Source organism: Microbispora sp. H10949, assembly GCF_014161435.1.
Lineage (GTDB): Bacteria > Actinomycetota > Actinomycetes > Streptosporangiales > Streptosporangiaceae > Microbispora > Microbispora triticiradicis.
Genome location: NZ_JABBWZ010000008.1, coordinates 313413 through 328680 on the forward strand (window position 1 = coordinate 313413; position 15268 = coordinate 328680).

The 15268-nt window shown below is 74.3% G+C and carries 4 protein-coding genes; all 4 read left to right on the forward strand.

Annotated elements, in window-relative coordinates:
* The first annotated feature begins 52 nt into the window (after positions 1-52).
* The 4 genes from HHX40_RS22605 to HHX40_RS22620 are packed head-to-tail and all read left to right on the forward strand — an operon-like array spanning position 53 to position 15259.
* A complete protein-coding gene (locus tag HHX40_RS22605) occupies positions 53-484 on the forward strand; it encodes an SRPBCC family protein (RefSeq protein WP_182882208.1) in 432 nt (143 codons plus the stop codon).
* A gap of 17 nt (positions 485-501) precedes the next feature.
* Complete coding sequence (locus tag HHX40_RS22610) at positions 502-1914, forward strand: NAD(P)/FAD-dependent oxidoreductase (protein WP_182882209.1); 1413 nt, start codon at positions 502-504, stop codon at positions 1912-1914.
* Positions 1915-1932: 18 nt separating this feature from the next.
* Positions 1933-10539 carry a type I polyketide synthase gene (locus HHX40_RS22615; RefSeq protein WP_182882210.1) on the forward strand — a complete coding sequence of 2869 codons (8607 nt, stop codon included), beginning with the start codon at positions 1933-1935 and terminating at the stop codon, positions 10537-10539.
* A gap of 1 nt (position 10540) precedes the next feature.
* Positions 10541-15259 (forward strand): type I polyketide synthase, encoded by a 4719-nt coding sequence (locus tag HHX40_RS22620; protein WP_182882211.1) that lies wholly within the window; start codon positions 10541-10543, stop codon positions 15257-15259.
* The last annotated feature ends 9 nt before the right edge of the window (positions 15260-15268 follow it).

The following is a 15268-nucleotide window of genomic DNA, read 5'->3' on the forward strand; positions in this document are numbered from 1 at the left end:
GTGGTCGACGGCCAGCTCACCCGAAGAACCCTGATGAGTGAAGAGGTACCTCATGCTGAGCCTTACGGAGTCAGCCACCATCACCGGCGACATCGCCTCAGTCTGGGAGACCGTGTCGGACCCGGCCTCGTGGGCGAGCTGGGACCCGCACGTCGACGTGTCGCGCTTCGAGGGCGACTTCGTGCCGGGCGCGGAGGGCTGGACCAAGCCGCGCGGCGCCCCCGGAGGCCCGTTCAAGGTCGTCGCGGTGATCCCCGGTAAGGAGTACTCGACCGAGTCGCCGATGCCCGGCGGGGCCATGGCGATCACCAACACCTATGAGCAGATCGGCGCCGGTCAGGTCAAGGTGACCCGCCGGGTCCAGCTGACCGGCTGGTTCACGCCGGTCTTCAAGCTGTTCTGGGCCAAGGGCATGGCACGCGACATGCACCACACCTTCGCGGCGCTGGAGCAGGAGGCCCAGCGCCGAGCGGCGAGCGTCTGAAACCGGGGAGTGCGACGATGACCCACGCGGCGATCATCGGCGGTGGGATGGCCGGGATGCTGGCGGCGACTGCGATCGCCCGCCACGTCGACCGGGTCACCATCATCGAGAGCGACACGTTTCCCACCTCGCCCGCCCAGCGGCGCGGGCTTCCCCAGGGCCACCACAACCACATGCTGTTCGGCGGCGGGGCGATGGCGCTGGACACGCTGCTGCCCAAGACGACCGACATGCTCTACGCGCACGGGGCGCATCACCTGCGGATCGGCGAGCGGATGGCGATGCTGTCCCCGCAGGGCTGGAGCCGGCGCTTCGACGGCGACCCCTTCGTCGTCACCTGCAGCCGCCCGCTGCTCGACCACGTCGTACGCCGCCAGGCGCTCAGCTATCACCGGATCACCCTCATCCAGTCGGCCAAGGTCGTCGGGCTGACCGGTGACGCCTCCCGGGTCACCGGCGTACGCGTCGAGCGTGACGGCGGGCCGGCGGAGACGATCGAGGCGGACCTCGTCGTCGACGCGGCCGGCCGCCGTTCCGACTCGCCCCGCTGGCTCACCGACCTGGGCCTGCCCGAGGTCGCCGAGGACACGCTGGACGCCGGCTTCGCGTACGCGGGACGGTCGTTCCTGGCACCGCCGTCCGCCGGTGACGACTTCCCGGGCATCCTGATCCAGGCCGACAACAGCACCGGAGAGCCGGGCCGCGGCGCCGCGCTGCTCCCCAACGAGGACGGCCGCTGGATCGTCGCGCTGATCGGCACCAGGGGCGCGCACCCGCCCACCGACGAGGAGGGCTGGCTCGAGTTCGCCCGCAGCATGCGGAGCCCGATCATCGCGGACCTGCTCGCGGGCGCGACGCCGCTCGGCGAGATCCGGGCCTACCGCGGCCTGGCCAACCGGCGCAGGCACTTCGAGCGGATCGTCCCGGAGGGCTTCGTCGTGCTCGGCGACGCGGCGATGACGCTCAACCCCAACTACGCCACCGGGATGTCGATCTCGGCCTTCGGCGCGCTCGCGCTGCGGGAGGAAGTGGAGCGTACGGGGTTCACCGACGGCCTGGCCCGGCGGGCGCAGCAGCGTATCGCGAAGGCCGGCGAGCCCTGGTGGGAGGTCGCGATCGGCCAGGACCGGTGGTTCCCCAACGTGCGCACCAACCTGACCCTCCGCGGCGGCCCATCGCAGCTCAAGATGGCCGCCCGCTGGGGCCGCGTGGTCACCGAGCACCCCGCCATGGCCCGTGCGACCTACAGCGCGGCGTCCTTGGTGATCACCCCCAAGAAGATGATGACGTTGCCGCTGCTGGTGGCGATGATGCGTGGACCGAAGCTGCCGCCGCTGACCGCCGACGAGGCGATCGCGCAGTATCCCGGCTTCTCCGGCGTCCTCGACGCCGCGCCCGCTGATTCGGCCGTCTCCCAGACCACGGCATAGGGACCTCGCGGAGAAGAAATGGGCAACGAGGAGAGGCTGCTCGAATACCTCAGGCGGACCACCGCCGACCTGCGGGAGGCCAAGAGACGGCTCGCCGAGCTGGAACACCGGTCCTCCGGCGAACCCATCGCGATCGTCGGGATGGCGTGCCGCTACCCGCACGGGGTGTCCTCGCCGGAGGACCTGTGGAACCTGGTCGTCGACGAGGTCGACGCGACGTCGGCGTTCCCCGCCGACCGCGGCTGGCCGGAGGACCTGTACGACCCGGAACCCGGCAAACCCGGCAAGGCGTACACCCGTGAGGGTGCGTTCCTGTACGACGCGGGGGACTTCGACGCGGCCTTCTTCGGCATCTCGCCCCGTGAGGCCCTGGCGATGGACCCCCAGCAGCGACTGCTGCTGGAGACCACCTGGGAGGCGTTCGAACGCGCCGGCATCGACCCGGGCACGCTGAAGGGCAGCGCCACGGGCGTGTTCACCGGGATGATGTACCACGACTACGCCGACGCGCAGGGCACCGGTTCCGTCGCCTCGGGCCGGGTGTCCTACATCTTCGGCTTCGAGGGCCCCTGCGTGACGGTGGACACGGCCTGCTCCTCGTCCCTCGTCGCGGTGCACCTCGCCGCGCAGTCCCTGCGCGCGGGGGAGAGCACGCTGGCTCTCGCCTCCGGCGTGTGCCTGATGGCGAGCCCGGACGCCTTCGTCGAGTTCAGCAAGCAGCGGGCGCTCTCCCCGGACGGCCGGTGCCGGTCGTACGCGGCGGCCGCGGACGGGACCGGCTGGGGCGAGGGCTGCGGCGTGCTGCTGCTGGAGCGGCTGTCGGACGCGCGTGCGAACGGCCACCCCGTGCTGGCCGTGCTGCGCGCGACGGCGACGAACCAGGACGGCGCGAGCAGCGGGCTGACCGCGCCCAACGGGCCGTCGCAGCAGCGGCTCATCCGCCGCGCGCTGGAGCACGCCGGGCTGTCGCCGGCGGACGTGGACGTGGTCGAGGGCCACGGCACCGGCACCAAGCTCGGCGACCCCATCGAGGCCCAGGCGATCATCGCGACGTACGGCCAGAACCGCCCGGACGACCGGCCGCTGTGGCTGGGCTCCCTCAAGTCGAACCTGGGGCACACCCAGTCGGCGGCCGGCGTGGGCGGGGTCATCAAGATGGTGCAGGCGATCCGGCACGGGCTGCTGCCCAGGACCCTGCACGTGGACGCGCCGACGCCCAACGTGGACTGGTCGGCGGGCAACGTCCGGCTGCTGACCGAGGCGACGCCCTGGCCCGAGGTCGACCGGCCGCGGCGTGCCGCGGTGTCGTCGTTCGGCGTCAGCGGCACCAACGCCCATGTGATCATCGAACAGGCGGCCGACTCCCCGGCCGCTTCCCATAGCGAGACCCCGGGTGAGGCCACGGGCGAGACCCCGTCGGACTCCCCGGTGGAGGCCGGCGCGTCCCCGGTGACGTCGTGGATCCTGTCGGCCAAGAGCCCGGAGGCGCTGCGCGCCCAGGCCGGGCAGCTCCGGTCCCACCTGGACGTCCGCCCGGAGCTGGAGGCGGCGGACGTCGCGTACTCGCTCGCGACGGCCCGCGCCCGCTTCGAGCACCGGGCCGTCGTCCTCGGCGGCGACCGGGACGAACTGGTCGCGGGGCTGGCGGCGCTCGCCGCCGGCCAGAACGACGCCAAGGTCGTCACCGGTTTCGCGCCGGTGACGCGTCGTCCCGTCTTCGTCTTCCCCGGTCAGGGGTCGCAGTGGGCGGGGATGGCGGCGGACCTGATCGACCAGGCGCCCGCGTTCGCCGACCGGATGGCGGCCTGCGCGCGGGCGCTGGAGCCGTTCGTCGACTGGGACCTGTTCGCCGTGCTGCGGCGCGAGCCCGGGGCGCCTGGCTTCGACCGGGTGGACGTCGTGCAGCCCGTGCTGTGGGCCGTGATGGTGTCGCTCGCCGAGCTGTGGCGGGCCAACGGGGTGGTCCCGGAGGCCGTCGTCGGCCACTCGCAGGGCGAGATCGCCGCGGCCGTCGTGGCGGGCGCGCTGTCCCTGGAGGACGGCGCGCGGGTGGTCGCCCTGCGCAGCCGGCTGATCGGCGAGCAACTCGCCGGACAGGGCGGCATGATGTCCGTCCCGCTCGGCGCGGAGGCCGCCACCGCCCGCATCGAGCGCTGGGGCGGCCGGCTGTGCCTGGCCGCGGTCAACGGCCCCGGCTCCGTGGTGGTCTGCGGAGACCCCGAGGCGCTGGCCGAACTGTTCGCCGAACTGACCGGCGAGGGCCTGCGGGCCAAGAACATCCCGGTCGACTACGCGTCCCACTCCCAGTACGTCGAGGCCATCCGCGAGAGCCTCATCGAGATCCTCGCCCCGGTGACCCCCCGGCCCGCGTCCGTCGCGTTCTACTCCACGGTGACCGGCGACCTCGCCGACACCACCGCCTTCGGCGCGGAGTACTGGTACACCAACCTCCGCGAGACCGTACGGTTCGACGAGGCCACCCGGGCGCTGCTGCGGGACGGATTCGACCTCTGGGTCGAGTGCAGCCCGCACCCCGTGCTGCGGCACGGCGTGGAGGCGACCTTCGAGGCCGAGGAGGCCGACGCCGCGGTGGTCGGGTCGCTGCTCCGCGACCAGGGCGACCTCACCCGGTTCCTGACCTCCCTCGCGAACGCGCACGTCTGCGGGGCGAAGGTCGACTGGACCGCCGGACGGCCCGCCGCGCGCGTGGTCGACCTGCCGACGTACGCCTTCCAGCGCGAGCGCTACTGGCAGAACCCCGAGTCGGCCGTCGAGGTGACCGCGCTGGGCCAGGAGCCGATCGAGCACCCGCTGCTGCGCGCCGCCGTCACCCTCGCCGACGGCGACGGGCACCTGTTCACCGGCCGCGTCTCGCTGCGGACCCACCCCTGGCTGGCCGACCACGACGCGCTCGGCACGGTGCTCATGCCCGGCACCGGCTTCGTCGACCTGGCACTGATCGCGGGTCAGCAGGCCGGCTGCCCGGTGCTCGAAGAGCTGACCATCCAGGCGCCGCTGATCCTGGCGGACGACGAGAACGTGCTGGTGCAGGTCGTCGTCGGGCCCGCCGACGAGTCCGGCGCCCGCCCGGTCGCCGTGCACTCGCGCCGGGACGACGACCCCGACGGGCCGTGGACGTGTCACGCGTCCGGCGCGCTGCGGGACCGCGCCGCGACACCGTCCGACGCCGGTCTGGCGACCTGGCCGCCGCGCGACGCGACCGCGATCGCGCTCGACGGCGCGTACGACCGGCTCCTTGAGCGCGGTTACGCCTACGGCCCGGTGTTCCAGGGCCTGCGGGCGGCCTGGCGGCGGGGCGACGAGCTGTTCGCCGAGGTGAGGCTCCCCGAGGAGGCCCACGGCGACGCCGAGCGGTTCGCGGTGCACCCGGCCGCCCTGGACGCCGCTCTCCACACGGCCCTGGTGACCGGGTCGGGCGACACCGTCCTGCCGTTCGCCTGGACCGACGTCACGCTGCACGCGGTCGGCGCCACCGAACTGCGGGTGCGGCTCACTCCGGAGGGGCCGGACGCGGTGCGGCTGGAGGCGGCAGACGCCGCGGGCCGTCCGGTGCTGACCGTGGCGGGGCTGGTCAGCCGGCCGGTCTCCGCCGAGCAACTGGCCCCGGCGGCGGAGACGAAGGCGCTCTCGCCGTACCGGATCGTCTGGCGGCCGGTCTCCGCGCCCGCGGAGGGTCCGACGGAAAGCACTGAGGTCGCCGTCTATCACTGCCCCGTCCCGGCCGGCGATGCCGTGCCGGGCGAGGTGCGGGAGATCGTCCGGCAGGTGCTCGGCGCGCTGCGCGACCGGCTCGCCGACGAGCGGGCCGCGACCGGCCCGCTGGTGCTGGTCACCCGGGGGGCCGTCGCCGTGGACGGCGGCCCGGTCGAGCTGACCCAGGCGCCCGTGTGGGGCCTGGTCCGGGCGGCCCAGGCGGAGAACCCCGGCGCGTTCGTGCTGGTCGACGCCGACGAGTCCGATGTCACCCCGGAGACGCTGGCCCGCGCCGCCGCCACCGGCGAGCCCGAGCTCGCGCTGCGCGGCGGCGAACTCCTCGTGCCACGCCTGGCGGTCGTCCCCGAGACGGACGGCGTCCCCGGTTCCTCGCTCGCCCCGGCCGGCGCTGTGCAGAACGGCGCTGTGCAGGACGGCGCGGCGCTCGACGCTGCGGTGCCTGGCGGTGCCGCGTCCGGCGGTCGGGTGCTCGACCCGGACGGCACGGTGCTGATCACGGGTGGCACCGGTGGCCTGGGCGGGCGCGTCGCGCGGCACCTGGTCACCGCGTACGGCGTGCGCCGCCTGGTGCTGACCAGCCGCCGGGGCGTCGCCGCGCCCGGTGCCGCGGAGCTTCTCGAGGAGCTGACCGGCCTGGGAGCGGACGTCACCATCGCGGCCTGCGACGTCGCCGATAAGGCCGCGCTCGCCGCCGTCATCGACGCGATCCCGGCCGGGCACCCGCTCACCGGCGTCGTGCACACCGCGGGCGTGCTCGCCGACGGGGTGCTCGCCACCCTCACGCCGGACGACTTCGAAGCCGTGCTGCGGCCCAAGGCGGACGCCGCCTGGCACCTGCACGAGCTGACCGAGCACCTCGACCTGGCCGTCTTCGCCCTGTTCTCCTCGGTCGCCGGCACCATCGGCGCCGCCGGACAGGCCAACTACGCCACGGCGAACGCGTTCCTCGACGCGCTCGCCGCCCACCGGCGGGCCTCGGGCCTGCCCGCGACCTCGATGGCCTGGGGCCCGTGGACCGGCGTCGGCATGGCCGACGCGCTCGACGACCAGCACGCGCGGAGACTGCGCCGCGACGGGCTTCCGCCGCTCACTCCCGAGCAGGGCCTGATCCTTTTCGACGCCGCGCTCGCCGCCGGGGACGCCCACCTCGCCCTGGTCCGCCTGGATCCGGCCGGGCTCCGCGCCCAGGCGTCCGCCGACGCGCTCCCCACCGTGCTCGGCGACCTGGTACGGCGGCCGCCGCGCCGGGCCGCGCGCGACTCGGGAACGGTCGACAGCTCGCTCGCCGACCGGCTGGCCGGTCTCGGGCCCGAGGAGGTCACTCGTACGCTGCTCGACCTGGTGCGGACCTGCGTCGCGGACGTGCTCCGGCACTCGTCGGCCGACGCGATCGAGCCGGACCGGGCCTTCAAGGAGCTGGGCTTCGACTCGCTGACGGCGCTGGAGATGCGCAACCGGCTCAACGCGGCCACCGGCCTCCGGCTCCCCGCCACGATGATCTTCGACTATCCGACGAGCCGCGCCGCGGCGAACCGCCTGGCCGAGCTGCTCGCCCCGGCGGCAACGTCCGCCCCCGTCCCGGTGCCCGCGTCGGCGGTCACGCCGAGTGCGGACGAGCCGATCGCGATCATCGGCATGGCCTGCCGGTACCCGGGCGGGGTGGCCTCGCCCGAGGACCTGTGGCGGCTGGTCGCCGACGGCGTGGACGCGATCTCCGAGTTCCCCGCCGACCGCGGCTGGGACGTCGACGCGCTGTACGACCCCGAGCGCGGCGCGCCGGGCAAGGTGTACGCGCGGGGCGGCGGCTTCCTGTACGAGGGAGCCGAGTTCGACGCCGGGTTCTTCGGGATCTCGCCGAACGAGGCGCTGACGATGGACCCGCAGCAGCGGTTGCTGTTGGAGACCTCGTGGGAGGCGATCGAGCGGGCCGGCATCGACCCGGATACGCTGCGGGGCTCGGCGACCGGGGTGTTCGCCGGGATGATGTATCACGACTACGCCGCGAACAGCAGCACCGGGTCGATCGCCTCGGGCCGGGTGTCGTACGTGTTCGGGTTCGAGGGCCCGTCGGTCACGATCGACACCGCGTGCTCGTCCTCGCTGGTGGCGCTGCATCTGGCGGTCCAGTCGGTGCGGTCGGGGGAGTGCTCCCTCGCCCTGGCCGGCGGGGTGACGCTGATGGCCACGCCGGAGATGCTGGTCGACTTCAGCGAGCAGCAGGGCCTGTCGCCGGACGGCCGCTGCCGCGCGTACGGCGCGGGCGCGGACGGCACCTCACTCGGTGAAGGCGTCGGCGTGCTGCTGGTGGAGCGGTTGTCGGACGCGCGGCGGCTCGGGCACCGGGTGCTCGCGGTGGTGCGGGGTACGGCGGTGAACCAGGACGGTGCGTCGAATGGTCTGACGGCGCCGAACGGTCCGTCGCAGGAGCGGGTGATCCGTCAGGCCCTGGCCAACGCGCGGTTGTCGGTGCAGGACGTCGATGCGGTGGAGGGTCACGGCACCGGGACGACGCTGGGTGACCCGATCGAGGCGCAGGCGGTGCTGGCGACCTACGGTCAGGACCGTCCGGAGGAGCGGCCGCTGTGGCTGGGGTCGCTGAAGTCGAACATCGGTCATGCCCAGGCGGCGGCCGGTGTCGGCGGGGTCATCAAGATGGTGGAGGCGATCCGGCACGGGGTGCTGCCCAAGACGCTGCACGTGGACGAGCCGTCCCCGCACATCGAGTGGTCGGCGGGTCAGGTTCAGTTGCTGACCGAGGCGATGCCGTGGCCGGAGGTGGACCGTCCGCGTCGTGCGGGTGTGTCATCGTTCGGGATCAGCGGCACCAACGCCCACGTGATCATCGAGCAGGCCCCCGCCGACCTCGCCCCTGCGGATGTCCTCCTTGCCGAGGCTCCCTCCCCGGCCCTGCTCGCCGGCACCGTCCTCCCCGCCTCGCCTGAGGTGGCCGACGGCACCACGCAGGTCCCGGTCGAGAGCGAGAGCGCGGCTCCGGTCGCGTGGGTGGTCTCAGGCAAGACGGCGGATGCGCTGGCCGGTCAGGCGGCGCGGGTGCTGTCCTTCGTGCAGGACCGTCCCTCCCTCGGCGTTGCGGATGTCGGGTTGTCGCTGGCGACGACGCGGGCGTCGTTCGAGCGGCGGGCGGTCATCACTGGCGGGGATCGGGCCGGGCTGCTGGCGGGGCTGGCCGCGCTGGCGGAGGGCCGCACCGCACCTGGGGTGGTGCAGGGCGTCGCCCGCTCCACTGGGAAGGTGGGTGTGCTGTTCACCGGTCAGGGTGCCCAGCGGCTCGGCATGGGCCGCGAACTGCACGCGGCGTTCCCGGTGTTCGCCCAGGCCTTCGACGCGGTCGTCGCTGAGCTGGATGGGCATCTGGATCGGCCGTTGCGTGAGGTGATCTGGGGTACCGACGCCGATCTGGTGGACCAGACCGCTTATGCGCAGGCGGGGTTGTTCGCGATCGAGGTGGCGCTGTTCCGCCTGGTCTCCTCGTGGGGGGTGCGGCCGGACTACCTGGCCGGTCACTCGGTCGGTGAGCTGGCCGCCGCGCACGTCGCCGGGATGCTGTCGCTCGCCGACGCGTGCCGGCTGGTCGCGGCGCGGGGCCGGTTGATGCAGGCCCTGCCGTCGGGTGGGGCGATGGTCGCCATCCAGGCCACCGAGGACGAGGTGACCCCCCTGCTCACCGATGGGGTGGACATCGCGGCGGTCAACGGCCCCCGTGCGGTGGTGGTCTCCGGGCAGGAAGCACCCGTTCTGGCCCTGGCGGCGAAGCTGGCGGAGCAGGGGCGCAAGACGCGCCGGTTGCGGGTCTCCCACGCCTTCCACTCCCACCTGATGGAGCCGATGCTCGCCGACTTCCACACCGTGGCGGAGTCCCTGACCTACGCTCCGGCGTCGATCCCGATCGTGTCCACCGTCACCGGCGGTCTCGCCGACGACGGGTTCGGCACCGCGCGGTACTGGGTGGACCAGGTGCGCGGCGCGGTGCGGTTCGCCGACGCCGTCAGCGCCCTGGCCGGGCAGGGGGTGACCCGGTTCGTGGAGCTGGGCCCGGACGCGGTGCTGACCGCGATGGCCCAGCAGACCCTCGACGAGGCCGACACCACCGTCTTCACCGCCACCATGCGGAACGAGCGACCCGAACCGGGCACGGTCGTCGCCGCGCTCGGCCAGTTGCACACCGCCGGTGTCCCGGTCGACTGGCAGGCCTTCTACGCCGAGACCGGCGCCAACCGGGTCGACCTGCCCACCTACGCCTTCCAGCGCCAGCGCTACTGGATCGACGCGGACCGGCCGAACGTCGGGAGGATGGCGGTCGACCTGCCCCCGATCGACGAGGACGCCGCCGCGGCGCTGCGGCAGCGGCTCGGCGGCCTGTCGGGGGTCGCGCGGGCGCAGGCGGCGCTCGACCTGGTTCAGGAACAGGTCGCCGTGGTGCTCGGCCACTCCTCGCAGGAGCCGGTCGACGCCGACCGCGCCCTGTCGGAGCTCGGCTTCGACTCGCTGGCCGCGATCGAGCTGCGCAAGCGGCTCAGCGCGATGACCGGGCTCTCGCTGCCGTCCACCCTGGTCTTCGACTATCCGACGTGTCAGGCGATCGCCGCCTACCTGGACGGCGAGATCGGCGCGGGAGGCTCGGCCTCGCCGGTGTTCGCGGAGCTGGACGCGCTGGAGACGGCCCTGGAGAACTGCGATGTGATGGGCGACGAGTCCGGGAGGATCACCGCCCGCCTGGAGGCGCTGCTGCGCCGCTGGCAGGACTCCCGGGTGATGGGCGGCATCGCCGCGGACAACGACTTCAGCTACGCCAGCGACGAGGAACTGTTCGCGGCCATCGACAGCGAACTCGGCGTCGATTCGCCGACAGTCCCTTCCAGTGGAGATTGACATGATTGACGTCGACAAACTCAGGGACTACCTGAAGCGGGCGACCGCCGATCTGAGCCGGACCAAGCGGCTGCTGCGCGACATGGAGGCGCGGCAGGGGGAGCCGATCGCGATCGTCGCGATGAGCTGCCGCTACCCGGGCGGCGTCTCCTCCCCGGAGGACCTGTGGGAGCTGGTCGCCAGCGGGGGCGACGCGGTCTCGTCGTTCCCCGTCAACCGCGGCTGGGACGTATCCGGGCTCTACGACCCGGAACCCGGCGCGCCCGGCAAGACCTACACCACCATGGGCGGCTTCCTGCACGACGCGGGCCAGTTCGACGCCGACTTCTTCAAGATCAGCCCGAGGGAGGCGCGGGAGACCGACCCGCAGCAGCGGCTGCTCCTGGAGACCACCTGGGAGCTGTTCGAACGCGCCGGGATCGACGCCGCGTCACTGCGCGGCAGCCGTACCGGTGTCTTCACCGGCATCGTCTACCACGACTACGCGCCGGGCGGCGGCGCCGGCGGGCTGGCCAGCGTGGCGTCCGGCCGGATCGCCTACAGCTTCGGCCTGGAGGGCCCGGCGGTCACCGTCGACACGGCCTGCTCGTCCTCCCTCGTCGCGCTGCACTGGGCGATCCAGGCGCTGCGGGCCGGTGAGTGCACGCTGGCCGTCGTCGGCGGCGCGACGGTCATGGCCGGGCCGGACTCGTTCGTCGGGTTCAGCCAGGAGCGGGGGCTCGCGGCCGACGGCCGGTGCAAGTCCTTCGCGGCGGCGGCGGACGGCACGGCCTGGGGCGAGGGCGTCGGCCTGCTGCTGGTCGAGCGGCTCGTGGACGCGGAGCGCAACGGCCACCCGATCCTCGCGGTCGTACGCGGCAGCGCGGTCAACTCCGACGGCGCGAGCAACGGCCTGACCGCCCCGAACGGGCCGTCCCAGCAACGGCTCATCCAGCAGGCGCTGGCCAGCGCCCAGCTGTCCGCCCAGGACGTGGACGTGGTCGAGGGACACGGCACCGGGACGACGCTCGGCGACCCGATCGAGGCGCAGGCGATCATCGCGACGTACGGCCGGAACCGCCCGGCGGGCCGGCCGCTGTGGCTGGGGTCGCTGAAGTCGAACATCGCCCACACCCAGGCGGCGGCTGGGGTGGCCGGGATCATCAAGATGGTCATGGCGCTGCGTCACGGCGTCCTGCCCAAGACGCTGCACGTCGACGAGCCCTCGCCCAACGTGGACTGGTCGGCCGGCGCCGTCCGGCTGCTCACCGAGCCGGTTCCCTGGTCCGCCTCCGGACGCCCGCGCCGCGCGGGGATCTCCTCCTTCGGGCTCAGCGGCACCAACGCGCACGTGATCATCGAGGAGCCGCCGACGGCCGAGGAGGACCCGCAGGTCTTCTCGCGCCCGCCGGCCTCGACGGTGCCGGTCCTGCCGGTGCTGCTCTCCGCGCACACCGGCGCGGCGCTGCCCGCGCAGGCCGTGCGGCTGCTGACCCACCTGGACTCCAGGCCGGAGCTGTCACTGCCCGACATCGGGTTCACCTCGGCGACCGCGCGGGCGGCGCTGCCGCACCGTGCCGTGCTGGTCGCGGCCGACCGCGAGGACCTGCGGCGCGGCCTGACCGCCCTGGTGTACGGCACCGACGGCCCCGACGTGCTGCGCGGCGTGGCGCAGCCCCGCGGCGGGACGGCGTTCCTGTTCACCGGCCAGGGGGCGCAGCGGCCGGGGATGGGCCAGGAGCTGCATGCCGCGTTCCCCGCGTTCGCCGAGGCGTTCGACGAGGTCGCCGCCGAGCTGGACGTCCACCTGGCGCGGCCGTTGCGGGAGGTGCTCTGGGGCGACGACACCGGGGCGATCGACCAGACCCTCTACACCCAGGCCGGGCTGTTCGCGATCGAGGTGGCGCTGTTCCGGCTGCTGGAGGCGTGGGGACTGCGGCCCGACTACCTGGCCGGTCACTCCGTCGGCGAGCTGGCCGCCGCGCACGCGGCGGGCGTGCTGTCGGTCGCGGACGCGGCCGAGCTCGTGGCGGCGCGCGGGCGGTTGATGCAGGCGCTGCCCGACGGCGGGGCGATGATCAGCGTGCAGGCGAGCGAGGAGGAGATCGCGCCGCTGCTCGACGACCGGGTCGGCCTGGCCGCGATCAACGGGCCGTCCGCCGTGGTGATCTCCGGCGTCGACGCCGCGGTGAGCGAGCTCGCCGCGCGGTTCGAGGCCAAGGGCCGCAAGATCCGGCGGCTGCGGGTGTCCCACGCCTTCCACTCGCCGCTGATGGAGCCGATGCTCGCCGAACTGCGCACCGTGGCGCAGGGACTGACCTACCACCCGCCGCGGGTCCCGCTCGTCTCGACGGTCACCGGCGGGCCGGTCGGCGCCGCGGAGCTGGCCAACGCCGACTACTGGCTCCGCAACGCGCGGCAGACCGTGCGCTTCCACGAGGCCGTGCGGTGGCTGGCGGACGGCGGCGTCACCACCTTCCTCGAACTCGGTCCCGCCGCCGTGCTCACCGCGCTGGCCGCCGACGGCGCGCCCGGCGAGGACCGCGCGTACGTGCCGCTGCTGCGCGGGTCCTCCCGCAGCGCCGGCGAGGCGCACGACGTCGTCTCGGCGCTGGGCACCCTGCACGTGCGCGGCCGTGCGATCGACTGGCGGGCGTTCTACGAGGGCACCGGCGGCACCCGGACCGAGCTCCCCACGTACGCCTTCCAGCGAAAGCAGTACTGGCGGGAGACCCCGGCCCTGCCGGACGCCGACCTGGACGCGTGGCGCTACAAGATCGACTGGCACGAGGCGCCGGCAGGCGCTCCCGCGCTGACCGGCGCGTGGCTGGTCGCCGTGCCCGGCGGAGAGATCGGGGACGGTGCTCGCGAGGCGGTCGCGGCGCTGACGGCCGGAATCGCCGGCCGGGGCGCGACCGTCGAGGTGCTGGAGACCGGCGCCGATCGCGCCGCGACGGCCGACGCCGTGCGCCGGGCCCTCGCGGGCGGGACGCCCCTCGCGGGGGTGCTGTCCCTGCTGGCCTTCGACGAACGCCCGCATCCCCGGCACGACGCGCTGCCCGCCGGCACCGCCGCGACCCTCACCCTCGTGCAGGCGCTCGGCGACGCCGGAGTGACCGCGCCGCTGTGGTGCGTCACCCGGCGGGGAGTCGGCACGGGCCCCTCGGACGCGCCGCCGAGCCCCGACCAGGCGACGATCTGGGGCCTCGGCGTCGGCGTCGCCCTCGACCACCCCGAGCGCTGGGGCGGCCTGGTCGACCTGCCCGAGACGATCGACGAGGCGGCCCTCGACGGGCTCGCCGCCGTCCTGTCCGGGACCACCGGGGAGGACCAGGTCGCGGTCAGGTCCGGACGGATTCTCGGCCGGCGCATGGTGCCGGCCGGCCTCGGCGGGACCGCCCCCGCGCGGTCGTGGCGGCCGCGCGGCACCATCCTCATCACCGGCGGCACCGGCGGGCTGGGCGCGCACGTGGCGCGCTGGCTCGCGGGCCGCGGCGCCGAGCACATCGTGCTGGCCGGCCGCAGGGGCGCGGCCACCCCCGGAGCGGCGGAGCTCGCCGAGGAGCTGACCGCCCGGGGAACCCGGGTGAGCGTCGTCGCCTGTGACGTCGCCCAGCGGGACGCCGTACGCGACCTGCTGGAGAACCTGCCCGCCGAGCCGCCGCTCACCGCGGTCGTGCACGCCGCCGGGGTCCTGCAGCGGATCGCGTCGCCGGCCGACCTCGACGTCGACGAGTTCGCCGAGGTCGGCGAGGCCAAGGTGGCGGGCGCGCGGCACCTCGACGAGCTGCTCGCCGACCGGCCGCTGGACGCGTTCGTGCTGTTCTCGTCGGGCGCGGCGATCTGGGGCAGCGGCGGGCAGACGGCCTACGCCAGCGCCAACGCCTACCTGGACGCGCTCGCGCGCGACCGGCGGGCCCGCGGCCTGACGGCCACCTCCATCGCCTGGGGCCCCTGGGAGAGCGGCATGGTCGACGCCGAGCTCGGCGCGGTGCTGCGCCGGATCGGCACCCCGGCGATGCGGCCCGAGCGGGCCGTCAAGGCCCTCGGCCAGGCGCTCGACCACGACGACACCGAGGTCGTGATCGCCGACTTCGACTGGCCGCGCTTCATCCCCGCCTACACCCTGGCCCGGCCGCGGCCCCTGCTGAACGCGTTGCCGCCGGCCGGCGCGGACGCAGGCGCCGGTTCCGGGGCCGGCTCCGGCCTCGCCTCCCAGCCGGCCGGGCCGTCTCCGGCGCTGTCCGGCCTCCGCGAGATGGGCCCGGCCGAACAGCAGCGCACGCTGCTCGACCTGGTGCGTACGCAGGTGGCGGCGGTGCTGGGCTACGGCGACGCGACCGAGGTCGAGCCCGGCCGGTCGTTCGAGGACATGGGCTTCGACTCGGTCGCGGCGGTCGAGCTGCGCACCAGGCTGAACACCGCGACGGGGGAGAACCTGCCGAGCACCCTGGTGTTCGACCACCCCTCGCCGAAGGCACTCGCGGAGCACCTCCGCGCCACGCTGTGCGCGCCGGAGGAGCCGTCCGCGGACGTCGTGCTCGCCGACCTCAACCGGATCGGCGCGCAGGCGGGCGCACTGCCGCCCGAGGAACGCGCACGGGTGGCCTCGCAGCTACAGGCCCTGCTCGACGGCCTGACGTCCGCGCCGGAGGGGGCGACCACGGCCGAGCGGCTGGCCACGGCGTCCGCGGACGACCTGTTCGCCTTCATCGACTCCGAACTGATGACCGAGCACTGACCGAGCACC

What these genes read in the sequence shown, in the direction of transcription:
- HHX40_RS22615 (WP_182882210.1), top strand. Translation starts at nt 1,933, where the DNA reads ATGGGCAACGAGGAGAGGCTGCTCGAATACCTCAGGCGGACCACCGCC.
- HHX40_RS22605 (WP_182882208.1), top strand. Translation starts at nt 53, where the DNA reads ATGCTGAGCCTTACGGAGTCAGCCACCATCACCGGCGACATCGCCTCA.
- HHX40_RS22610 (WP_182882209.1), top strand. Translation starts at nt 502, where the DNA reads ATGACCCACGCGGCGATCATCGGCGGTGGGATGGCCGGGATGCTGGCG.
- HHX40_RS22620 (WP_182882211.1), top strand. Translation starts at nt 10,541, where the DNA reads ATGATTGACGTCGACAAACTCAGGGACTACCTGAAGCGGGCGACCGCC.